Annotated in this window: 21 protein-coding genes; 7 read left to right on the top strand and 14 right to left on the bottom strand. The window is 68.5% G+C overall.

Translation table 11 applies throughout. The features are described 5' to 3' along the window. Positions 1 to 2 precede the first annotated feature (2 nt). The 6 genes from D7X30_RS06740 to nuoE are packed head-to-tail and all read right to left on the bottom strand — an operon-like array spanning position 3 to position 6,642. Positions 3 to 1,694 (bottom strand): NuoM family protein, encoded by a 1,692-nt coding sequence (locus D7X30_RS06740; RefSeq protein WP_120562018.1) that lies wholly within the window; start codon positions 1,692 to 1,694, stop codon positions 3 to 5. After that, complete coding sequence (nuoL, locus tag D7X30_RS06735; protein WP_120562017.1) at positions 1,691 to 3,916, bottom strand: NADH-quinone oxidoreductase subunit L; 2,226 nt, start codon at positions 3,914 to 3,916, stop codon at positions 1,691 to 1,693. The genes D7X30_RS06740 and nuoL overlap by 4 nt, the downstream gene beginning before the upstream one ends. Positions 3,917 to 3,941: 25 nt before the next feature. Beyond that, a complete protein-coding gene (gene nuoK / locus D7X30_RS06730; protein WP_120527355.1) occupies positions 3,942 to 4,244 on the bottom strand; it encodes an NADH-quinone oxidoreductase subunit NuoK in 303 nt (100 codons plus the stop codon). 25 nt (positions 4,245 to 4,269) lie between these two features. Next, positions 4,270 to 4,776, bottom strand: a complete 507-nt coding sequence (locus D7X30_RS06725) for an NADH-quinone oxidoreductase subunit J (RefSeq protein ID WP_120562016.1) — start codon at positions 4,774 to 4,776, stop codon at positions 4,270 to 4,272. Beyond that, on the bottom strand, positions 4,773 to 6,113 hold the full coding sequence (nuoF, locus tag D7X30_RS06720; RefSeq protein WP_120562015.1) for an NADH-quinone oxidoreductase subunit NuoF: 1,341 nt from the start codon (positions 6,111 to 6,113) through the stop codon (positions 4,773 to 4,775). Before nuoF ends, D7X30_RS06725 begins: the two co-directional genes overlap by 4 nt. Before the next feature lie 40 nt (positions 6,114 to 6,153). Next, on the bottom strand, positions 6,154 to 6,642 hold the full coding sequence (nuoE, locus tag D7X30_RS06715) for an NAD(P)H-dependent oxidoreductase subunit E (RefSeq protein WP_120562014.1): 489 nt from the start codon (positions 6,640 to 6,642) through the stop codon (positions 6,154 to 6,156). A 105-nt stretch (positions 6,643 to 6,747) separates the two neighbouring features. On the opposite strand from nuoE, the gene D7X30_RS06710 reads away from it, so the two are divergent. The 3 genes from D7X30_RS06710 (at position 6,748) to serB (ending at position 10,513) form a co-directional block, all read left to right on the top strand. Continuing rightward, complete coding sequence (locus D7X30_RS06710) at positions 6,748 to 7,500, top strand: TIGR02266 family protein (RefSeq protein WP_120562013.1); 753 nt, start codon at positions 6,748 to 6,750, stop codon at positions 7,498 to 7,500. Positions 7,501 to 7,582: 82 nt separating this feature from the next. Beyond that, positions 7,583 to 9,241, top strand: coding sequence for a serine/threonine-protein kinase (locus D7X30_RS06705; protein ID WP_120562012.1), 1,659 nt, complete (start codon positions 7,583 to 7,585; stop codon positions 9,239 to 9,241). Positions 9,242 to 9,316: 75 nt separating this feature from the next. Continuing rightward, positions 9,317 to 10,513, top strand: a complete 1,197-nt coding sequence (serB, locus tag D7X30_RS06700; protein WP_120562011.1) for a phosphoserine phosphatase SerB — start codon at positions 9,317 to 9,319, stop codon at positions 10,511 to 10,513. A gap of 17 nt (positions 10,514 to 10,530) precedes the next feature. On the opposite strand, the gene D7X30_RS06695 is transcribed toward serB, so the two are convergent. Continuing rightward, positions 10,531 to 11,397, bottom strand: coding sequence for a general secretion pathway protein GspE (locus D7X30_RS06695; RefSeq protein WP_120562010.1), 867 nt, complete (start codon positions 11,395 to 11,397; stop codon positions 10,531 to 10,533). 82 nt (positions 11,398 to 11,479) lie between these two features. Between D7X30_RS06695 and D7X30_RS06690 the strand changes: the two genes are divergently transcribed. Together D7X30_RS06690 and D7X30_RS06685 are read left to right on the top strand one after the other, a co-directional pair. After that, positions 11,480 to 11,674 (top strand): CPXCG motif-containing cysteine-rich protein, encoded by a 195-nt coding sequence (locus D7X30_RS06690; protein WP_120562009.1) that lies wholly within the window; start codon positions 11,480 to 11,482, stop codon positions 11,672 to 11,674. A gap of 236 nt (positions 11,675 to 11,910) precedes the next feature. Then, complete coding sequence (locus D7X30_RS06685; RefSeq protein ID WP_233591430.1) at positions 11,911 to 12,360, top strand: Hsp20/alpha crystallin family protein; 450 nt, start codon at positions 11,911 to 11,913, stop codon at positions 12,358 to 12,360. A 123-nt stretch (positions 12,361 to 12,483) separates the two neighbouring features. On the opposite strand, the gene D7X30_RS06680 is transcribed toward D7X30_RS06685, so the two are convergent. The 6 genes from D7X30_RS06680 to D7X30_RS06655 form a co-directional block, all read right to left on the bottom strand. Beyond that, positions 12,484 to 13,113: a response regulator gene (locus tag D7X30_RS06680; protein WP_120562008.1), complete on the bottom strand. Its 630-nt coding sequence runs from the start codon at positions 13,111 to 13,113 to the stop codon at positions 12,484 to 12,486. 44 nt (positions 13,114 to 13,157) lie between these two features. Further along, positions 13,158 to 13,733 carry an HAD family hydrolase gene (locus D7X30_RS06675; protein ID WP_120562582.1) on the bottom strand — a complete coding sequence of 192 codons (576 nt, stop codon included), beginning with the start codon at positions 13,731 to 13,733 and terminating at the stop codon, positions 13,158 to 13,160. Between the two features lie 23 nt (positions 13,734 to 13,756). Further along, positions 13,757 to 14,593, bottom strand: a complete 837-nt coding sequence (gene kdsA / locus D7X30_RS06670; protein WP_120562007.1) for a 3-deoxy-8-phosphooctulonate synthase — start codon at positions 14,591 to 14,593, stop codon at positions 13,757 to 13,759. Then, on the bottom strand, positions 14,590 to 16,242 hold the full coding sequence (locus tag D7X30_RS06665) for a CTP synthase (RefSeq protein WP_120562006.1): 1,653 nt from the start codon (positions 16,240 to 16,242) through the stop codon (positions 14,590 to 14,592). The genes kdsA and D7X30_RS06665 overlap by 4 nt, the downstream gene beginning before the upstream one ends. Positions 16,243 to 16,329: 87 nt before the next feature. Then, complete coding sequence (locus tag D7X30_RS06660) at positions 16,330 to 16,563, bottom strand: hypothetical protein (RefSeq protein ID WP_120562005.1); 234 nt, start codon at positions 16,561 to 16,563, stop codon at positions 16,330 to 16,332. Between the two features lie 329 nt (positions 16,564 to 16,892). After that, positions 16,893 to 18,662, bottom strand: coding sequence for an ABC transporter ATP-binding protein (locus tag D7X30_RS06655; protein WP_120562004.1), 1,770 nt, complete (start codon positions 18,660 to 18,662; stop codon positions 16,893 to 16,895). Between the two features lie 117 nt (positions 18,663 to 18,779). Here D7X30_RS06655 and D7X30_RS06650 point away from each other — a divergent pair, with 117 nt between their 5' ends. Then, entirely contained in the window at positions 18,780 to 19,628 is an 849-nt protein-coding gene (locus D7X30_RS06650; RefSeq protein ID WP_120562003.1) for an aldo/keto reductase, read from the top strand. A 21-nt stretch (positions 19,629 to 19,649) separates the two neighbouring features. Here the strand turns inward: D7X30_RS06650 and kdsB are convergent, their stop codons facing one another. Then, positions 19,650 to 20,387 carry a 3-deoxy-manno-octulosonate cytidylyltransferase gene (kdsB, locus tag D7X30_RS06645; RefSeq protein WP_120562002.1) on the bottom strand — a complete coding sequence of 246 codons (738 nt, stop codon included), beginning with the start codon at positions 20,385 to 20,387 and terminating at the stop codon, positions 19,650 to 19,652. A 105-nt stretch (positions 20,388 to 20,492) separates the two neighbouring features. On the opposite strand from kdsB, the gene wecB reads away from it, so the two are divergent. Beyond that, positions 20,493 to 21,614 (top strand): non-hydrolyzing UDP-N-acetylglucosamine 2-epimerase, encoded by a 1,122-nt coding sequence (gene wecB, locus D7X30_RS06640; RefSeq protein WP_120562001.1) that lies wholly within the window; start codon positions 20,493 to 20,495, stop codon positions 21,612 to 21,614. Positions 21,615 to 21,687 lie beyond the last annotated feature (73 nt).

Genomic DNA, 21,687 nt, shown 5'->3' with positions numbered 1-21,687 from the left:
GCCTACTCGCGAACGGCGAGCGGCGCGGCGGGAACGGAGGGGCGGGCCGCGGCGGCGGTGGAGGGCAGCGACATCACCTCCACGCGCAGTTGGTCGTCCTTCGCCTGGGTGGCGCCCGGAGCGCCCACGCTGGCGCGCGCCACGTAGCGGTCCGTGGACGGAGCGATGCGGTCCAGGAAGGGCTGCGGCATCAGGCCCATCACCGCCACCAGCACGATGAAGGGGGCCGTGGTGAGCATCTCGCGCAGGTTCATGTCGCGCAGGTGCTGGTTCTCCCGGTGCGTGATGCTGCCGAAGAACACCTTCTGCACCATCCACAGCATGTACGCCGCGCCCAGGATGACGCCCAGCGTGGCGAACGCGCCGAAGCCCAGGGGCAGGGTGCTCTTGAACGTGCCCATCAGCACCAGGAACTCGCCGATGAAGCCGTTGGTGCCCGGCACCGCCACCGACGAGAAGGTGATGATGACGAACGCCGCGGTGAACACCGGCATCACCTTGGCGATGCCGCCGTAGTCCGACATCAGGCGCGTGTGGCGGCGCTCGTAGAGGAAGCCGAACAGGAGGAACAGCGCGCCCGTGGAGATGCCGTGGTTGAGCATCTGATACGCGCTGCCCGTGGCGCCCTCACCGGTGACGGCGAGCAGGCCCAGCATGCAGTAGCCCAGGTGGCTGACGGACGAGTACGCGATGAGCTTCTTGATGTCCCGCTGCGCCAGGCACATCAGCGCGCCGTACACGATGCCAATCACGGCCAGCACCGCGAGGAACGGACGGGCCGCGTGCGCCGCCACGGGGAAGAGCGGAATCGCGAAGCGCCAGAAGCCGTAGGTGCCCATCTTCAGCATCACGCCGGCCAGGATCATGGAGCCCGCCACCGGCGCCTGCACGTGCGCGTCCGGCAACCAGGTGTGCACCGGCCACATGGGGACCTTGATGGCGAACGCCAGCGCGAACGCGGCGAACATCCACGGCCCGTAGGTGTGCAGCGTGGCGGCCAGACCCGTGAGGGACGCGCACGCGCCCTCCGGCCCGTTGGCGCACGCGGCCAGCTGCTGATTGGCGGCGAGCAGGTTGTTGTAGAGCGTGCCGTAGTCGAACGAGCGCACACCCGGTCCGCCGCTGATGAAGTACACGGCCACGATGGCCACCAGCATCAGCAGCGAGCCCACCAGCGTGTAGAGGAAGAACTTCACCGCCGCCATGCGCCGGTCCTCGGCGCCCCACACACCCACCATCAGGTACATGGGGATGAGCATGGCCTCGAAGAAGATGTAGAAGAGCAGGACGTCCATCGACGCCAGCGCGCCCAGCATCGTCGTCTGGAGCACCAGCAGCGCCAGGTGGAACTCCTTGATGCGGTGCTGGATGTACGTGGTGGAGGCGAGCACCACCAGCGGGCCCAGGAACACCGTCAGCAGCAGCAGGCTCACGGCCAGGCCGTCCACGCCCAGGTGGTAGCTCATCCCGAACTGCTCGAACCACGGGACGCGGTACTCCATCTGGAACTCCGCGCCGGAGGGCTCGAAGCGGAAGTACGCCCAGACGCCGAACACCAGGTCCAGCAGCATGCCCACGAAGGTGATGGCGCGGACCTGCCCGTGCTCACTGGCGGGCAGCGCGAGCACCAGCGCCGCGAACACGAGCGGCAGGTAGATGACGACGTTCAACAGGTGGGTGTCGAAGAAGCTCATGAAAGCACCTGCACGAGGGCGTAGACCGCGCCGCCCAGGATGGCGAGCGCCATGATGGCGGCGTAGGCCTGCGCGTCACCCGTCTGGAGCCGGCGCAGCCCGAGGCCCACCTTCTCCGTGACGTACGCGGTGCCACGCACCAGCACCGTGTCGATGACGAGCGCGTCCACCACGCGGAAGAGGATGAAGGCCACGAACTTCACCGGCCGGATGAGGATGAACTCGTAGAGCTCATCCACGTAGAACTTGTTGAGCGCCGTGCGGCGCACCGCGCGGGCGAACGCCGGCACGGGCTGGCCCACTCGCGAGGGGAAGAACTTCAGGTAGGCGAACGCCGCGGCCGCGCCGCCCGCGAGCGCCCACATCCACGCGAAGGCGTAGTCCCCGACGGAAGGCGAGCTGGTGTCCAGCTGCACCGTCTTGGCCACGCGGGCCACCGTCTCCGCCGGGCGCAGCACGGGGGAGAGGAAGTTCTCGAACACCGGCTGCGTCCCGCCGCCCGTGCGGGGCATCAGGGGCAGGGCATAGACGAACGTCACGAAGGCGAGGAACGCCAGGATGACCAGCGGCAGCGTCATGTGCCACGCGCTCTCATGCGCGTGCGCCAGCTTCGCCTCCGGGGACCGCTTGCCCGTGAAGGTCAGCAGGTAGACGCGCGACATGTAGAACGCCGTAGACGCGGTGATGAGCAGGCCCAGCACGTAGACGAAGCCGGAGACCCACTCCAGGCCGTGCAGGTGGTTGTGGTGCACGCCGTGGAAGATGGCGTCCTTGGAGAAGAAGCCGGACATGATGGGGAAGATGCCCGTGATGGCCAGCGTGGAGATGAGGAACGTGGCGTGCGTCCACTTCATCTCCTTCCACAGGCCGCCCAGCTTCTTGATGTCCGTCTCGTCCCCGTTGCCGTGCATCACGCTGCCGGCGCCCAGGAACAGGCAGGCCTTGAAGAACGCGTGCGTCATCAGGTGCATCGCGGCGGCCCAGAAGACGCCCATGCCCACGCCCATGAACATGATGCCCAGCTGGGACACCGTGGAGTAGGCGAGCACCTTCTTGATGTCGTCCTGCGCGAAGGCGATGAGCGCCGCCAGCAGTGACGTGAGCGCGCCCACGATGGCGATGGTCGCCATGGCGGTGGGGGACAGCACGAGCAGCGCGCTCATGCGGCAGAACAGGTACACGCCCGCGGTCACCATCGTGGCGGCGTGGATGAGCGCGGAAACCGGCGTCGGGCCGGCCATCGCGTCCGGCAGCCAGACGTAGAGCGGCAGCTGCGCGCTCTTGCCCGCGGCGCCCAGGAGGAACAGCAGCATGATGGACGTCATCACACCGCCAAAGGTGTAGCCCGCCAGCGGCCCGGACTCGATGGGCGTGGCCAGGGACACCGCGCCGCCCGTGCCTTCCGGCAGGGCCAGGGCCAGCTTCTCCAGGCCCTTGAAGGTGACGGGGCCCTTCTGGGAGATGCCCTGCTCGTAGCGGGCGCGCGACGTGGACGCCGCGTTGTAGTCCCGCGGGTCCGCCTGGCGGTTGAAGGCACCCACCGTGAGGATGAGCAGGAACGTGGCGATGAGGAACGCGAAGTCACCGATGCGGTTGGTGACGAACGCCTTGCGGCCCGCCCACGCCTTCGCGCTGTCCGTGTACCAGAAGCCGATGAGCAGGTAGCTGGCCATGCCGACGCCCTCCCAGCCCACGAAGAGCAGGACCAGGTTGTCGGCCATCACCAGCGTGAGCATCGCGGCGACGAAGAGGTTCAGGTACGCGAAGAAGCGCCAGTACCCATCGTCGTGCTCCATGTAGCTGGTGGAGTACAGGTGGATGAGGAAGCCCACGCCCGTGATGATGAGCAGCAGGATGCCCGACAGGTGGTCCACCAGCAGGCCGAAGTTCACCCGGAAGTCACCGGCGGCGAACCACGTCCCGTAGTCGTGCGCGATGGCGTAGCGGATGGTGTCCCGCTCGATGCCGAACGGGTTGGCCATGCTCACCACGCGGCCGCCGGCGGCGTCGCTGGTGGCCCAGAAGGCCAGGAGGCTCAGCACGAAGGCGCCGGCGATGGCGGAGCACGCCACCAGGTGCACGTTGGCCCGGCCCAGCCACTTGCCGAACACGCCGCACACGAACGCGCCCAGAAGCGGCAGCAGGATGATCAACCCCAGCGAGGGCGAAAACACCTCGGGGGGGATGGGTGCGGTTCTGAAGAACTCGACGATTCCGTCCATGGATGGGCTCAGGGGTGACGGGGCGTTAGTGCTTCATCGTCCGGATGTCGTCGACGTTCACGGATCCGCGACTGCGGAAGACCGCGATGACGATGGCCAGACCGATGGCCGCTTCCGCGGCCGCCACGGCGATGACGAAGAAGGCGGACACGTGACCGGTGCCTTCGCCGTGCATGCGCGCGAAGGCCAGGAACGTGAGGTTGACCGCGTTGAGCATCAGCTCCACGCACATGAAGACGACCAGCGCGTTGGTGCGCACCAGCACGCCGAACATGCCCATGCAGAAGAGGGCCGCGGCCAGCAGGAGGTAATAGGTGATGGGGACCATTGGGTTGTCCGGAAGGTCGCGAGGGTCAGATGCGGGACTTGGCCACCACCACCGCGCCCACCATGGCCACCAGCAGGAGCAGGCTGACCGCTTCGAAGGGCAGCAGCCAGGTGGTGAAGATGGTCTCGCCGATGGCCGCCATGGTGCCGAAGGCCGCCTGGCCCTGCGCGTCCAGCTGCGCGGGCGGCGCTTTGATCCGGCCCAGCGTCACGGCCAGCACGGCCAGGAGGCCCACCGCGGAGGCGCCGCCCAGGAGCCGCGTCGCCGTGGGCTTTCCGCGGTGCGGGGCGTCACCCAGGTTGAGCAGCATGATGACGAACAGGAAGAGCACCATGATGGCGCCCGCGTACACGAGCACCTGCACGGCGGCGACCGTGTGGGCCCAGAGCAGCACGTAGATGCCGGCCAGGAAGAAGAACGTCGACACCAGGGCCATGGCGGAGTTGATGGGGCTCCGCGCGGTGATGACCAGCCCCGCCGACAGCAGCGTCATGACGGCGAAGACGCCGAAGAGGACCAATTCGATGTTCAAGACCAGTCTCCGAAGGAACCCCAGGGGTGGTCACCGTACGGGCAGCGGTGCTCCCGTACGTGAGCCTCGAACTCGTCCCGGAACCGCATGAGGAAGGAGTGCGTGGGCAGCGCCGCCGCGTCACCCAGCGCGCAGATGGTGTTGCCCAGGCCGATGGGGGGGTAGGGCGCGATGGAGGAGGCGACGTTCGACAGCATGTCGATGTCGCTCAGCTCCGCGCGGCCTTCCTCGATCTTGCGCAAGAGGCGCGTCTGCCACGGCGTGCCCTCGCGGCACGGGGTGCACTGGCCGCAGGACTCTTCCGCGTAGAAGCGGGCCACGCGCCAGAGGCTGCGCACCATGCAGGTGGCGTCGTCCATCACGATGACGCCGCCGGAGCCGGCCATCGTCTGCTTCATCTTCAGCGCCTCGAACTCCAGCGCCACGTCCAGCTCGTCCGCGCCCAGCACCGGCGCCGAGGAGCCGCCCGGGATGACCGCCTTGACCTTGCGGCCCTTGGGCATGCCCTGGCCATACTGGTCGTCGTGGATCAGCTCCAGGATGGTGGTGTGCATCCCCACCTCGTAGACGCCGGGGCGGTTCACGGAGCCGGACAGGCAGACCAGGTGCGTGCCGCCGGACTTCTCCGTGCCCAGCTTCGCGTACCACTCCGCGCCCTTGGCGAGGATGGGGGGCACGCTGGCGAGCGTCTCCACGTTGTTCACCACCGTGGGGCTGCCGAAGAGGCCCACCACCGCGGGGAAGGGGGGCTTCAGGCGGGGCCAGCCCTTCTTGCCCTCCAGGGACTCCAGCAGCGCCGTCTCCTCGCCGCAGATGTACGCGCCCGCGCCACGCACGACGAAGCAGTCGAGCGCGAAGTCCTTGCCCATCATCGTCTTGCCGAAGATGCCGGCCTTGTAGGCTTCGTCGATGGCGGCCTGGGTGCGCTCCGCCTGGAACTTGAACTCGCCGCGCAGGTACACGTAGCAGGTGTGCACGCCCAGCGCGTACGACGCGATGGCGATGCCCTCCAGCATCATGTGCGGGTCGTTCTCCAGGATGTAGCGGTCCTTGAAGGTGCCCGGCTCGGACTCGTCGCCGTTGACGGCCAGGTACTTGGGCTTGGGGCTGTCCTTGGGGACGAAGCTCCACTTCATGCCCGTGGGGAAGCCCGCGCCGCCGCGGCCGCGGAGGTTGGACTTCTTCACCTCGTCGATGATGGCGGCGGGCTCCATCGTGAGCGCGCGCTTGAGCCCGTCATAGCCGCCGCGCGAGCGGTAGCTGTCCAGGGTCCAGGACTGGGGCTTGCCCCAGGCCGCCGAGATGACGGGTTCGACCGCCTTTGCCGTAGAGGCCATGGATGAACGTCCTAGGAAAGCGAGGGGGAGGAGGGGCGACTCACGACAGCCGGGCCAGGATGGCGTCCAGCTTCGCCTGGGTCAGGCTCTCGTGGTGATCCTCGTTGATCTGCAGGCAGGGCGCCGTCCCGCAGGACGCCAGGCACTCCGTCTCGCGCAGGGTGAACTTGTCGTTCGTCTCCCCGGCGGTCAGGCCCAGCTTCTGCTCCAGGTACGCGAGCATCTTCTCCGCGCCCCAGAGGGAGCAGGAGAGGTTCGTGCAGACGTCGATGACGTACTTGCCCGGCTTCTTGAGGTGGTACATCACGTAGAAGCTGGCGACCTCGTAGGCGCGCTCCGGCGTGACCTCCAGGTTCTTCGCCACCAGCCGAAGACCTTCAGGAGGCAACCACCCCTTGAGGTCCTGCAGCAGGCGCAGCGCGGGAAGCATGCCGGCGCTTTTGCGATCAGAGGGGTAGTGCGAGAGGATTTCCGCGATCCCCGCGTCGAACTTCTTCTGCTCTTCAGGAGTGAACAGGGGCTCCGCCATGGCGGGCCGGTACGTATTGCTCCAATGGCTTCGTTGTCAACATAAACCCTCGGCGGTAGACTGGGCCGCCCTCAGCAAATTACCGAGCGATTTCAACCCCTTGTTATGAGCCTGGACCCTGCGGACCAGCGGCAGCACCCTCGCATCCCCACCATCCTCCGGGTGGACTACGCCCATGGCCGGCCGCTCCGGGACGTGACGGAAAACCTCTCCGCCGGAGGGTTCTTCGTCCAGACCGAGCAGCTCTTCGCGGTGGGGGACGAGCTGCGACTTGCTCTTTCTTTCCCGGGACTGCTGGATCCGGTAGAAGTCGCCGGGACGGTGGCGTGGGTGCGCCTGGCCGCGCCCGATCAGCCGGGCGGCGTGGGCATCCGTGTGGAGAGCGAGCAGGACCGGCGGCGACTGGGTGACATCTTGAGTGCGGCGGGACCCAACGACAGCGCGGTGACCCCTTCGGAGCAGGACGGGTTCCGTGTGCTCATCGTCGAGGACAACCCGCACATCATCGAGATGTACAGCTACGTGCTGAAGAAGCTCGCGAGCAACGACCTGCACGGGAAGGTGCCGCTGGAGGTCCACTTCGCCCCGGACGGGCACCATGCCCTGCTGCGGCTGCGCGAGGACCGCTTCAGCCTGGTGATGCTGGACCTCTACATGCCGGTGATGGACGGCTTCGCCCTGGTGGAGCGCATCCGGGAGGAGGAGGAGCTCAAGGGCATCCCGGTCATCGCGATCTCCGCGGGTGGCAAGGAGGCCCAGGACCGGGCGATGCAGCTGGGGGTGGATATCTACCTGCGCAAGCCCGTGCGGTTCGTGGAAGTGCTGGAGACGGTGAAGCAGCTCCTGCGCATCCGGTAGGGCCCGGGAGAGTCCCCAGGCGCTTCTTCGTCGCACCAGACGTTGAAGCGCCGGGCGGGTGCCGCGTAGAGTCCGCGCACCCATGACGAAGCCCGCAATCCATCGTGACACCGTCAGTGGCGAGGCGCTGCTCATCCTGCAGAATCTGCGGGAGAACGGCCGCCTGGGACGCTCGAACAAGCTGGCCGACGTAAAGGCCGCCCTCGAGCCGTCCGTCTCGCTGGAGTTCGACAGCTACTTCTTCTTCCTGCGCAAGTTCCACTACATCGCCATGGACCGCGAGGCCCAGCTGAAGCTCACCGAAACGGGTGAGCGGGTGGTGGAGGGGGACCTGCAGGACCGGTTCGCGTCGGAGGTCGACGACTTCTTCGCGGATCAGCTCCTGCCGGCGGAGGACGCCACGCACATCGGCCGTCCGCTGGACGAGGACGAACCGATGAGCGTCCCGCCGCCGCCGCCGGAGCTGCTCCTGGACGAGGCGGAGGTGGATCCGTCCTCCTCGGCCGGGGCCTCCGCCCAGTCCCAGGTGGGGCCGCCGCCGGTGCCGCCGTCGCGCACGCACCGCGTGGCGATGCCGGCGCTGGACCTGGGGCAGGTCGCGACCCAGATGCAGCCCGCCGCGCCGCCGCCCATCGCGACGCCGCAGCCCCAGCCGGCGTTCCGCCAGGATGGCCCGGCGGAAGGACGCCGGGAGACCTTCATCGGGCTGCCGCCGGCGCCCGCGACCCAGCCCGTGGTCGTGACCGCGCCGGTTCCCAGCGCGTCCCAACCGCTCATCATCACCCCTCCGCTCGCCGCCGCGCCCGCTCCGATGCCCTCTCCCGCCACGACCCCCGCTCCCGCAGCCCCGGTTCCCCATGCCGCCGCTGCCGCCGCCGCGAAGGGCTCCAGCGACCTGGACCTGCGCTACCAGAAGTTCGACCCCATTGGCACGGGGCCGCTGGGGACGGTCTTCAAGGGCCGCTACAACGCCCTGGGGCTGGACATCTGCATCAAGGAGCTGAAGGACATCTTCGCCTACTTCTCCTTCCTGCAGCGCGGTGAGGTGCTCAAGCGCCTGAAGAAGGAGCTGTGCGCGCAGGCGCAGGTGCGCCACCCGGCCGTGGTGCAGATCCTCGACCAGAACGTGGACTCGGCGCGGCCCTACTTCGTGGTGGAGCTGATGCGCGGCAGCCTGAAGGAGCGGCTGGAGGCGGCCGGCGGCAAGGGCATTGATGTGCAGCACGCGCTGCGCACCTTCCTGCAGCTGGCGTACGGACTGAAGGCCGCGCACGCCGCGGGGCTCACCCACCACAACATCAAGCCGGAGAACGTCCTCTTCGACGCGTACGGCAACGCGAAGCTCGCGGACTTCGGCATGAGCCGCGTGGTGGAGGTGGACGCGACGAAGGGCATGCCCCAGGTGTTCGTGGGCACGGGCGGCATGGTCTACATGGCGCCGGAGCTGATGAACAAGGGCGTCCAGGAGGCGGGTCCCGCCGCGGACGTGTACGCCCTGGGCATCCTTCTCTACGAGATGTTCACCGGTCAGATTCCGGGCCGCCGCTCGCCGCTGCCGTCGGAGGTGAACCCGGAGGCGCCCAGCGGGTTGGATCAGCTCTTCGACAAGGCCACGCAGGACCGGCGCGAGCAGCGCTACCCGGACGTGGACGCGATGCTGGCGGACTTCTACAAGGCCTTCCCGGAGCGCGAGTACCTGGACCGCGGCGCGCTCATCCTGTCGTCGGATCCGCAGGAGTAGTCGCAGGCCGGGCAGGCGGGCCTCCTCGCGAGGCTCGCCCGTGCCCGCGGAGACCTGTCAGACTGCGGCGCGCCCATGTCCACGCGCCCCTCTGACAGCGTCCTCCTCACCGTCACCGGCAGGGACGGCCCCGACACCACCGCCCGCCTCACCGGCCTGCTCGCGAAAGCAGGCGCGGAGCTGCTCGACGTGGAGCAGGTGGTGGTGCAGGGCCTGCTCACCCTGGCCCTCTGGGTGCGCCTGCCCGGCGGCGAGTCCCTCCAGGCGCTCCCCGAGCTGGCCCGGGAGCTGGGCGTCACGGTGGACGTGCGCGCGGTGCCTCCGGCCATCACGTCTCCAGCGCCGGGGCCGGAGCCGCTGCGCTACGTCGTCACCGCGGTGGGCAAGGCGCTGGGCGTGCACGACGTGCATGCGCTGACGCAACAGCTGGTGGCGGGCAACGCGCGTGTGGAGCGCATCACCCGGCTGAGCGAGACGCCGCTCGCGGCGGTGGAGCTGCACGTCACGCTGCCGCCGGATGCCGACACGGCGGCGCTCAAGCGCGCGCTGCTGGCGCTGTCCATGGCGAGCCCCACGTTCGACGTCGCCCTCCAGCGCGAGAGCCTCTACCGGCGCGGCAAGCGGATGGTGGTGATGGACATGGACTCCACGCTCATCCGCATCGAGGTCATCGACGAGCTGGCGCGCGCGTACGGCGTCCACGCGAAGGTGGCCGCCATCACAGGGCGCGCGATGCACGGGGAGATGGACTACGACGAGTCCCTGCGCCAGCGCGTGGCGCTGCTCGCCGGGCTGGACGCGCGCGTGCTGCACGAGCTGGCCGCGAACCTGCCGCTCACGGAAGGCGCGGAGACGCTCATCCGCGTGCTCCGGCGCCTGGGCTACCGCACCGCGGTCATCAGCGGCGGCTTCTCCGTGGCGGCGGAAGCGCTGCAGAAGCGGCTGGGCATCGACTTCGCGTACTCCAACACGCTGGAGGTCCAGGACGGGAAGCTCACCGGCCGCACCGTGGGCACCATCGTCAACGCGCGCCGCAAGGCGGAGCTGCTGGAGACGCTGGCGAAAGCGGAGGGCATCCTGCTGGAGCAGGTCATCGCCGTGGGTGACGGGGCCAATGACCTGCTGATGCTGGAGAAGGCGGGGCTGGGCATCGCCTTCCGCGCCAGGCCGAAGCTGCGCGAGGCCGCCGACACGTCCATCTCCGCCGGCGGGCTGGACACCATCCTCACGCTGCTGGGGCTCACCGCGCGCGAGCTGCGCGAGGTGGGCTGAAACAAAACAAGACAGGGTCAGACGCGCATGCGCGCGGCCAGCTCGCGCTGCTGCACGGCGCCCTTCTCGAAGACGAGCTCCAGCAGGGCGCGCAGAATCTTGGAGCTCTTCTCCTGGTTCTGCTGCACCGTCTGCAGGCGGGCCAGGTCCTCCTCGGTCCACTCGTTGGTGGGCGAGCCGCCCGCGAGGATTTCATCCAGGATGTCCGAGGCGCTGGAGCCCGCGCTCGCCGGGGCGGGCGCGGGGGCCGCGCGCGCGGCGGGAGCAGGGGCGGCAGGGGGCGGCGGTGGCGCGGCGTTCGGGTCGACGATGTCGCTGATGCGCTTCACGACCGTCTTGCCGCTCATGTCCACGACCTTGAACTCCTCCTCCTCCGGGAACTCGCCCGCGTCCTGCTGCTTGTTCGTGTCGGGCTTGAAGCGCTTCTTCTCCACCGGCTCCTGGCCGCGGTAGTGGCGCAGGATGGCGTGCTCGATTTCACGGTCGCCCGCCACCATGGGGACCACGCGGGCGCGGCTGCGCGCCGCGACCTGGTCCAACGTGGCCAGGTCCGTGGGGTCGGACATCGCCAGCACCAGCGTCTTCCCGTTGTCCTTGAGCTGCACGGGGAAGATGCCCTTCTGCTCGGCGAGCCCCACGTCCACGCGCGCGAGCGCCGCCGCGTCCTTCGTCAGGTTGCCCAGCTGCACGCGCGGCATTCCCAGCCCCTGGCAGATGGCCTGGGTGATGGTCTCCTCGGACGCCAGCCCCAGGTCCGAGACGACGCGCGACACGCGTCCGCCCCACTGGTCCAGTGACGCGAGCGCGCTGCGCAGCTGCAGCTCGTCGATGACGCGCGCCTTGATGAGGATGTCCGCGATGCGATTCCGGGAAGGGGGAGCCATGGGGTGGGGATTCTAGCGTCTGATGGCGCGGACGCTCAGTCCACGTCACCGAACATGCCTTGAGGGCAAGGAGGCTTGGACCATGCAGCCATTCGCGGACGCCGCCACCCAGATGTGCCCGTACTGCGGTGAAGAGGTCGAAGTCGACGTGGACTCGCTGGGGGCCTCCTCCGAGTCCTACGTGGAGGACTGCCCCGTCTGCTGCCGCCCCTGGCAGGTGCGCGTCACCCGGGACGAGGAAGGCGCCGCCGTCACGCTGGGCCGCGACGACGACTGACGCGAAGTTCGCGGCCTCCCGCCAGGAGGGCAGGCAGGCAGGCGGGCACGGGGCCTTGGGCGGGGGCTCCAGGACGTGCGGGGCCGTTGCTTGACACGTCCCGAAGCATGGTTCTCTTGAGTCTTGTGAGGCGCTGCCGGGCGCTCCTGGAAACAGGAACCCGGCCACCCACTTCAACAACGACCGTGAACCCGCACGACGTGCGTCCCAAGGGACGTCACGAACAGGAGACGACCATGCTGAACGCTCGCTATCCCTTCAACAACGCCGCGGTCACCCACCCGCTGCTGCGCGACTTCGACTTCCTCTTCCGCGAGCTGGCCTCGCCGGGCGTCCGCAACGACGCCGAGCGCACCGTCACGCCCGCGGCGGACATCCTGGAGGCCGAGTCCGGCATCACGCTGCGCGTGGACCTGCCGGGCCATGACGCCAAGGCCATCCAGGTGAAGGTGGAGGACGGTGTGCTGACCGTGCGCTCCGAGCGCAAGGCCGAGACCGTTCCGGAGGGCAGCACCCTGCGGCGCCAGGAGCGCGCCTCGGGCGTGTACGCGCGCCAGTTCCGGCTGCCGGAGACGGTGGACGCGACCCGCGTGGAGGCCCGCTACGACAATGGCGTGCTCACCCTCACCCTGCCGCGCCGCGAGGAGACGAAGCCCCGCGTCGTCGAGGTGAAGGTCCAGGGTTGATGCACGTGCATCAACACCCCATCAGGGAGGCCGCTGCCCTCGCTGCGGCGAGGCGCGGCGACTCCCGCAAGCATCCTTGCGACCCGAGGGCTTCCGCGGTGGCCGGCGGAAGCCCCCGTCCCATCACTTGCGAGCAGCGCTGGTGTTGAGCGCCAGCGGTACCCGGAACAGCTCCATCACCTGAGTCACGTCCAGCGGCTTGGCCAGGCACGCCACCGCGCCGGCCTGCTTGGACTGCTCCACGACGTCGGGCGTGTGCATGCTCGTCATGGTGATGAGGCGCACTCCCTCCATCTGCTTGCGCGCGCGGATGCGCTTGCAGACCTCGATGCCGTCGATGTCCGGCATGTTGAGGTCGATGATCATCCCGTGCGGCTTCTGCTCCGACACCAGCAGCAGGGCCTCCACGCCGCTCGTGGTGGTCTGGAGCTCCACCTGGTTCGCGTGCGGCTTGAACGCGCGCTTGATGGCGTCCAGCACCGGGCGCTCGTCGTCCACGACCAGCAGGCGCACCGTGCTGCTGCCCAGCTCCTCGGGCACGGGCATCTGGTGGGTGACCAGGAAGGTGCGCAGGTCCGTCGAACGCACCCGGCGGTGGCCACCCGGAGTCCGGAAGGCCATCAGGATGCCGCGGTCAATCCACTTGCTCACCGTCGACGGGTCCACTTGAAGCAACCGACTGATGTCGTGCGTCGTGTAGAGCTGGTCCGTCATCGCCGTACTCCCCTCGGACTGCATCGTTCCACTAGCCATGGAAATAAACACCTACCTTGAATGCGGGGTTTGATCAACCCACCCTACGACGTGCTGCGTTTATCTGTGCTTCTCATCAGACCCACGGCGTCGTCCCAACGGCCACTGGCACGGAGGCACAGCTCCACAAGCTCACGGGCGGCTCCGTGACCGCCCACGTTCGTCGTAACGAAGTCTGCTTCCTGGCGCACCTCTGGAACAGCATCCGCCGGACAGGCGGAAAGCCCTGAGAGTGACATGGGGTCCAGGTCGTTCAGGTCGTCTCCCATGTACGCGCACTGGTTCGCGGGTATTTGGAGTTGGGCGAGCAATTCAAGGAGGGCGGGACCCTTCTCCTTGCGGCCCTGGAAGATGGCGGCGAGGCCCAATTCTCGGCCTCGCGCTTCGACGATGCGGGACGAGCGCGCGGTGAGGATGGCGGCGGGCAGGCCCACCAGCCGGGCCATGACGAGCGCATGGCCGTCCTTCACGTTGAAGCGCTTCATCACCTCGCCGTTGTCGCCGTAATACAGCGCGCCGTCGGTGAGGACGCCATCCACGTCGAACACGAGCAGTCGCACGCGCGACGCACGGGACGTCAGCTCTTCCTTGCCCGGCTTGGAAGGCGCTTCCGTCGGCATGGCCTCCTCACCTTTCGCATGCATCAACTGGCTTCGTGACCCAGCGCGCGGCGGATGCTGAGCACATCTCGTACCACGTCCTCGAACATCTGTGGATTGAGCGAGCACGGACCGTCACACAGGGCACGGTCGGGGTCTTCGTGGACTTCTGTGAATAAAGCGTCAATCCCGGCGGCGGCGGCGCTGCGAGCAAGCAGTGAGACGAATCTTCGCTCACCGCCTGTCTTTCCGTCACTGGAGCTGGGGAGCTGGACGGCGTGGGTCGCGTCCATGCAGACCACGAGGCCGGCCTCGCGCATCTGGGCGAAGCCGCGCATGTCCACGACGAGGTTGTTGTATCCGAAGGAGGAGCCCCGCTCGGTGACGAGCACGTTGGGGTTGCCCGCCTCCACGGCCTTGCGCGCCGAGTGGACGATGTCCTTGGGGGCGACGAACTGTCCCTTCTTCAAGTTCACCCCCTTGCCCGAGCGGGCCACCGCCTCCACGAGGTCCGTCTGCCGGCACAGGAAGGCCGGTATCTGGATGATATCCACGACTTCAGCGGCAGGCCCGACGTGGCTGGTTTCATGGACGTCCGTGAGAACGGGCACCCCCACCTCCCGACGGATACGGTCCAGGATTCTCAGACCTTCCTTCAAACCCGGACCGCGGAACGACTTGCCGCTGGTCCGGTTGGCTTTGTCATAGGAACATTTGAAGGCATACGGAACGCCCAGCCGGGAGGTGATGCCCTTGAGCAGGTGGGCGTGGCGCAGGGCCATCTCCTCGGACTCGATGCTGTCCGGGCCGGCGATGACGAAGAGGCGCTGGCCGGGGCCGACCTTGTGGCCGCACAGCTCGATGGAGGGGGTGTTGCTCATGAGCGCACCGGGGCGGCGGCGGGGGCCTGGGTCCGGTGGGCGTCGCGCTGGGCGAGCGCCGCGCCGATGAAGCCGGAGAACAGGGGGTGGGGGGCGAAGGGCTTGCTCTTGAACTCGGGGTGGAACTGGCAGCCCACGAAGTACGGGTGGTCCGCGAGCTCAATCATCTCCACCAGGTTCAGCTCCGGGTTGTGGCCGGAGATGACGAGCCCGGCCTCCTGGAGCCGGCCGCGGTAGGAGTTGTTGACCTCGTAGCGGTGGCGGTGGCGCTCCTGGATGGACTCCTGGCCGTAGAGCTTGTGCGCGACGCTGCCGGGCTTGAGCGCGCACGCGTAGCTGCCCAGGCGCATGGTGCCGCCCTTGTCCTGCACCTTCACCTGGCTCTCCATGAGCGTCACCACGGGGTGCGCGGTGTGCTCGTCGAACTCCAGGCTGTTGGCGCCCTTCAAGCCCAGCACGGTGCGGCTGAACTCCACCACGGCCATCTGGAGGCCCAGGCAGATGCCGAAGAACGGAAGCTTGTTCTCACGCGCGTAGCGGACCGCGGCGATCTTCCCTTCCGTGCCGCGCACGCCGAAGCCGCCGGGCACGAGCACCGCGTCCACGCCCGCGAGCGTCTTGTCCGGGCCTTGCGCCTCCACGTCCTGGCTGTCCACGAAGCGCAGCTTCACGCGCACGTCGTTGGCGATGCCGCCGTGGAGCAGGGACTCGTTGAGGCTCTTGTAGCTCTCCGTGAGGTTCACGTACTTGCCCACGATGGCGACGGTGACCTCACCGCGCGCGGGCTCGTAGATCTTCCGGACGATGGTCTCCCACTTCTCCAGGTGGGGCGCGCGGCTCCAGATGTTGAGCACCTCCGCCAGCCGCTCATCCAGGCCCTGGCGGTGCAGCTCCAGGGGCAGTTCGTAGATGCTGCGCACGTCCGGGGACGTGAACACGTTGCCGTTGTCCACGTTGCAGAACATGGCGATCTTGTCCTTCAGCTCGCGCGAAATCTCCCGGTCCGTGCGGCACAGGAGGAAGTCCGGCTGGATGCCGATCTCGCGCAGCTTCATCACCGAGTGCTGCGTGGGCTTGGTCTTCACCTCACCCGCGGCGCCGATGTACGGCAGCAGCGTCAGGTGGATGTAGACGGCGTTCTGGCTGCCCACGTCGTAGCGCATCTGGCGGATGGCCTCGAGGAAGGGCAGGGACTCGATGTCGCCCACCGTTCCGCCGACCTCCACGATGACGACGTCCACGTCCTGGGCGGCCTGGCGGATGCTGGCCTTGATCTCATCCGTGATGTGCGGAATCACCTGGACCGTCTTGCCCAGGTACTCGCCCCGGCGCTCCTTGGTGATGACCGCGTTGTAGATGCGGCCGGAGGTGAAGTTGTTGAGGCGGCTCATCCGGGCGTGGGTGAACCGCTCGTAGTGGCCCAGGTCCATGTCGGTCTCGCCACCGTCCTCGGTGACGAAGACCTCGCCGTGCTGGAAGGGGCTCATCGTGCCCGGATCCACGTTGATGTAGGGATCCAGCTTGATGAGGGTGATGTCCAGCCCGCGGTTCTCGAGGAGGGCGCCAATGGATGCGGAGGCCAGTCCCTTCCCCAGCGAGCTGACCACGCCGCCCGTCACGAAGATGAACTTGGTTTTCTTGGAGCGCATGTCCCTTCCTGCCAAGAGGGCCAGGGTGCGTCAAATATTCTCTGACGCACGGACGGCCGGCTGGCCTCAACCCGCGAGGTCAGCCCTTCACTGCGCGTCCCAACCGCCTGGCCGGGCCACGGCGAACTGCTGGGCGGTGGGCTGGCCGACGCGGAAGTGGCGCAGGTCGCACCCCCGGCAACTCCAGCCGTCCCAGCCTTTCTTCACGACCTGGTGCAGGCAGGCGTCGTAGTTGGGACAAAAAAGATTGCGCTGGTCATCGACCGTCTCCTCGTCACGGAGGGCGGAGGGCAGCGGGATGGGACACGGCGTGATGGACACGGAAGTTCTCCGGCAGGCGACCCCGACGGTCGTGGATGGCACTTCCCCCCGGCGGCCACGAACCGGTGGGTGGACAGGACATTCCCGGTAGGGAGGGGGGACGAAAAAAGTCGCCCCCGCCGGCAAAGGCGGGGGCGACTCGTTACCGCAGGCGTCACTTCCGCCGGGGACAACCCGCGTTAGCAGGCCACCGCGACGGAGGTGGACGCCTTGATCTTGCTGTCGTTCAAGGCATCACCTCCTTTCTTGCGGCAGCAGAGATAATGCGCGCCCCGATTTCTCGCCATGAAGAGCGCGAGGTGGGCGGGGGTCGTCCGGGGAACGAGCGTTCAGGCTGCGACGACCTGGCGCTCCACGAGCCGGCGGTACAAGCCGTCCTGCGTCATGAGGGTGGAGTGGGTGCCGCTCTGCACCACGCGGCCGTGCTCCATCACCAGCACGCGCTGGGCGTTGGCCACGGTGGACAGGCGGTGGGCGATGATGAGCGTGGTGCGGCCCTGCATCAGCCGGTCCAGGGCGTCCTTCACCAGGTGCTCGCTCTCCGAATCCAGGGCGGACGTGGCTTCGTCCAGGATGAGGATGCGCGGGTCCTTGAGCACGGCCCGCGCGATGGCCACGCGCTGCTTCTGGCCGCCGGACAGCTGCACGCCGCGCTCGCCCACCTCCGTGCGGTAGCCGTCCGGGAAGCGCTGGATGAAGTCGTGCGCGTTCGCGGCCTTCGCGGCGGCTTCAACTTGCGCGTCGGTGGCGTCCGGGCGGCCGTAGCGGATGTTGTCCGCGATGGAGCAGGAGAAGAGCAGGGGCTCCTGGGCGACCATGCCCACGTGGCTCCGCAGCCAGCTGGGGTCCAGGGACTTCAGGGGGCGGCCGTCCAGGCGCAGCTCGCCCTGGAGCGGATCATAGAAGCGCGACAGGAGGGCGGCGAGGGTGGACTTGCCGGCGCCGGAGGAGCCCACCACGGCGACGACCTCGCCGGCGTTGACGGTGAGGTCGATGCCCTGGAGCACCGGCACGTCCGGGCGCGTGGGGTAGGCGAAGTGCACGTCGCGCAGCTCCACGCGGCCCTCGACGGTGTCGGGGCGCTCGCCTTCGTTGGCGGGGATGGCGGGCGCGCGGTCCATCAGTTCGAAGACGCGCTCGGCGGCGCCAGAGGCACGCATGAAGTCCGCCCAGAGGTCCGCCAGGGAGCCCAGGGAGACGGCCACGAGCATCGTGTAGATGAGGAACGAGGTGAGGGCACCCACGGAGAGCTCGCCGTCCACCACCAGCCGGCCGCCGTACCAGAACACCACCACCGCGGCGATGTAGCCCGCGCTGGAGGCGCCACCCATGAAGGCGGCGGACTGACGCGCGCGGTTGCGGGCGACCTCGTAGGCGTTGCGAACGGCGTTGCCGTAGCGCGCCACCTCCGACGGTTCCGCCGCGAAGGAGCGCACGGTGCGCATGCCGGACAGGCTCTCCTCGGCGACCTCGCTGGCCTTGGCGAGCGCGTCCTGCACGTTGCGCGACAGCCCGCGCACGCGCCGGCCGTAGACCATGCCGCCCACGGCGACGAGCGGCACGATGGCGAGCATGAGGAAGGTGAGCGAGGGCGAGGTGTAGAAGAGCAGCACGATGCCGCCCAGGGCCTGCACGGCGTTGCGCAGCCCCTGGGAGATGTTCGCGCTCACGGTGTTCTGGAGCACGGTGGTGTCGGAGGCGAGCCGGCTGGTGAGCTCTCCGGTGCGGCGCGTGTCGAAGAAGGCCACCTCCTGGTCCATGAGGCGCCGGAAGAAGTCATGGCGCAGGCGCATGACCACGCGCTCGCCGGCGTTGGTGAAGAGGTAGAAGCGCACGGCGGTGGCCACGCCCTGGACCAGGAAGACGGCCAGCATGACGAGCGCGGCCTTGTCGATGAGGCCGCGGTTCTTCGCGTTGAGGGCCTCGTCGATGAGGATGCGGACGCCCTGGGGGTAGACCAGGCTGGCGCCGCTGCTGATGAACAGGAAGAGGGTGGCGACGAGCAGCGTGCCCAGTTCGGGGCGGGCGAGCGCCAGCAGGCGGCGCCCGGTGACCCCGGAGGAGAGGTGCGGTGTCGGAGCGGTGACGGAGGGAGGCACCGGCGGAGCCTACCGGACTGTCGCGGGCCGTGCAGCCTGGACGGTGTCCGCAGGGCCGGGATGCAGGCGGGAGGCCTGGGTGGTATTCCAAGGCACGTTCCACGCGAGGAGGGGCCAATGGAGAAGCGCGTCTTTGGCAACACCGGAGTGGCGGTGCCCGTCATCGGACAGGGCACCTGGCAGATGGAGGATGACGACGCGGACGCAGCCGTCCGAGCCCTGCGCGCCGGGTTGGACCTGGGGCTCACACACCTGGACACCGCGGAGCTCTACGGGCAGGGGCGGGTGGAGGAGACGCTGGTGGCGAAGGCCATCGAAGGCCGGCGCGAGGAGGTGTACCTCGTCTCCAAGGTGATGCCGTCCAACGCGACGCGGAGGGGCGCGGTGGCCGCCTGCGAGCGCAGCCTGAAGCGGCTCCGTACGGACCACCTGGACTGCTACCTGCTGCACTGGCCCGGTTCGCACCCGCTGGAGGGCACGGTGGAGGCCTTCGAGGAACTCGTAGCGGCCGGGAAGATCCGCTCCTGGGGTGTGAGCAACTTCGGGGTGGAGGACCTGGAGGAGGTGCTGGCCCTCGCGGGCAAGGGGCGCATCGCGTGCAACCAGGTGCTGTACCACCTGGAGGAGCGCGCCATCGAGCACGCGGTCATCCCGTGGTGCGAGGCGCAGGGCGTGGCGGTGGTGGCCTACAGCCCCTTCGGCAACGGGCAGTTCCCGTCACCCTCCAGCGCGGGCGGCAAGGTGCTGGCGTCCATCGCGAAGGCGCACGGCGTGACGCCCTTCCAGGTGGCGCTCCAGTTCCTGGTGCGCCGGCCGTCGGTGTTCGCCATCCCCAAGGCGAGCAACGCGGCGCACGTGCGAGACAACGCGAGCGCGGCCTCGCTGAAGCTCACGAAGGAGGAGATCCAGCGCATCGACGCGGCGTTCCCGAAGGGCGACGAGCCGGACGAGCTGCCGGTCATCTGAGCGCGTGCACGCGGGTGTGTATCAACCGCGCTCGCGCATCACGGCCTCCACGCGGGCCACGTCCTCCGGCACGTCCACCGCCACGGTGCGCCAGGACACGCTGGCGCAGCGGATGCGCAGGCCGTTCTCCAGGGCGCGCAGCTGCTCCAGCTTCTCCGTCTCCTCCAGCGGGGTGGGGCTGAAGGAGGCGAGCTGGAGCAGCGTGTCCCGCCGGTAGCCATAGAGGCCCAGGTGGGCCCAGCGGCGCACGGGTGTGCCTGGGTCACGGGCGTGCGGCACCGCGGAGCGGCTGAAGTAGAGCGCGTCGCCGTTGAGGGCGAGCACGGCCTTCACCACGTTGGAGTTGTCCACCTCCTCCGTTTCCAGGGGGCGCACCAGGGTGGCCATGTTCACGGCTTCGTCCTGGAAGAGCTCCGCGAGCACCTTGAGGGCGGCGGGGTCCACGAGCGGCTCATCTCCCTGCACGTTCACCCACACCTCCACGTCCGGACGGGCGCGGGCCACCTCCGCGATGCGGTCCGTGCCGGTGGGGCAGGCGGGGCTGGTCATCACCGCCTTGCCGCCGAAGCCCTCCACGACGTCGCGGATCCGCGTGTCGTCGGTGGCCACCCACACCTCGTCGAAGGCGCGGGCTTCCTGACAGCGGCGCCAGACGTGTTCGATCATCGGACGGCCGGCGATGAGGGCGAGCGGCTTGCCAGGGAAGCGGGTGCTGGCATGGCGGGCGGGGATGACGGCCACGGTGCGGGAGGCGGGCATGGGGCGGCATCTATCAGATTCAGGACGTCTCGCCGCGCTTGGGGAGGGGCTGACTGGCGCCCACCACTGGCCAGAACTGGCGCCATGCCTAGCTTCCGGGGCGACATGAAGAAGGTCATCCACATCGTTGGCGCGCGTCCCAATTTCATGAAGGTGGCACCCATTCACCGGGCCATCTCCGCGCGTACGTCCCTGCGGCAGCTCGTCATCCACACCGGCCAGCACTACGACGCGAAGATGAGTGATGTCTTCTTCGCGGACCTGGGCCTACCTCCGCCTGAAATCCACCTGGGCATCGGCTCCGGCAGTCATGCCGAGCAGACGGCGAAGATGATGGTGGAGATGGAGAAGGTCTTCCTCCAGGAGAAGCCGGACCTGGTCTCCGTGGTGGGCGACGTGAACAGCACCATCGCCGCGGCGCTCGTCACGTCCAAGCTGGCCATTCCGCTGTCCCACGTGGAAGCGGGCCTGCGCAGCTTCGAGCGGCACCAGCCGGAGGAGATCAACCGCGTCGTCACCGACCGGCTCTCCGACCTGCTGCTCACGCCGTCGCGCGACGCGGACGCGAACCTCTTGAAGGAGGGCATCGACCCGAAGCACATCCACCTGGTGGGCAACGTGATGATCGACTCGCTCCTGTCGTCCAAGGAGAAGGCCGACCAGCTGCCCACGCTGAAGAACCTGGGCCTGACGCCCAAGGGCTACGTGGTGGCGACGCTGCACCGGCCGTCCAACGTGGACAACCCGAAGCTGCTGGCGGGCCTCTTGGGCGTGCTGATGGACGTGGCGAAGGAATTGCCCGTCGTGTTCCCGGTGCACCCTCGCACGCGCAAGATGATTTCCGAGCAGGGGCTGGCTTCCAAGCTGGAGCAGACGCCGGGGCTCAAGCTGGTGGACCCCATGGGCTACCTGGAGTTCCTGTCCATCACGTCGCAGGCGAAGCTGGTGATGACGGACTCTGGCGGTCTGCAAGAGGAGACCACCGCGCTGAACGTGCCGTGCCTCACCATGCGCGAGCAGACCGAGCGCCCCATCACCGTGGAGGTGGGCTCCAACGAGGTGGTGGGCACCGACCCCGCGCGCATCCGCGAGGCCGCGAACCGCGTGCTGTCCGGCGACTTCAAGAAGGGCCGTGTGCCGGAGCTGTGGGACGGCCGCACGGGCGAGCGCATCGCGGACCTGTACGCGCGCTTCCTGAGCGTGGAGACGAAGCGCGCCTTCGGGTGAGGTGACGCGTTCGTGAAGCAATCAGGCCGCCGGGTGCTCGCGTCTTCGTGCGCGGGGGCCGGGCGGCCTTCGT

The sequence above is a fragment of the Corallococcus sp. AB011P genome (assembly GCF_003611605.1).
In the GTDB taxonomy this organism is placed as follows: Bacteria; Myxococcota; Myxococcia; order Myxococcales; family Myxococcaceae; genus Corallococcus; species Corallococcus coralloides.
The sequence above is the reverse complement of the archived record's forward strand: the minus strand, read 5'-3'. Positions and strand labels throughout refer to the sequence as shown.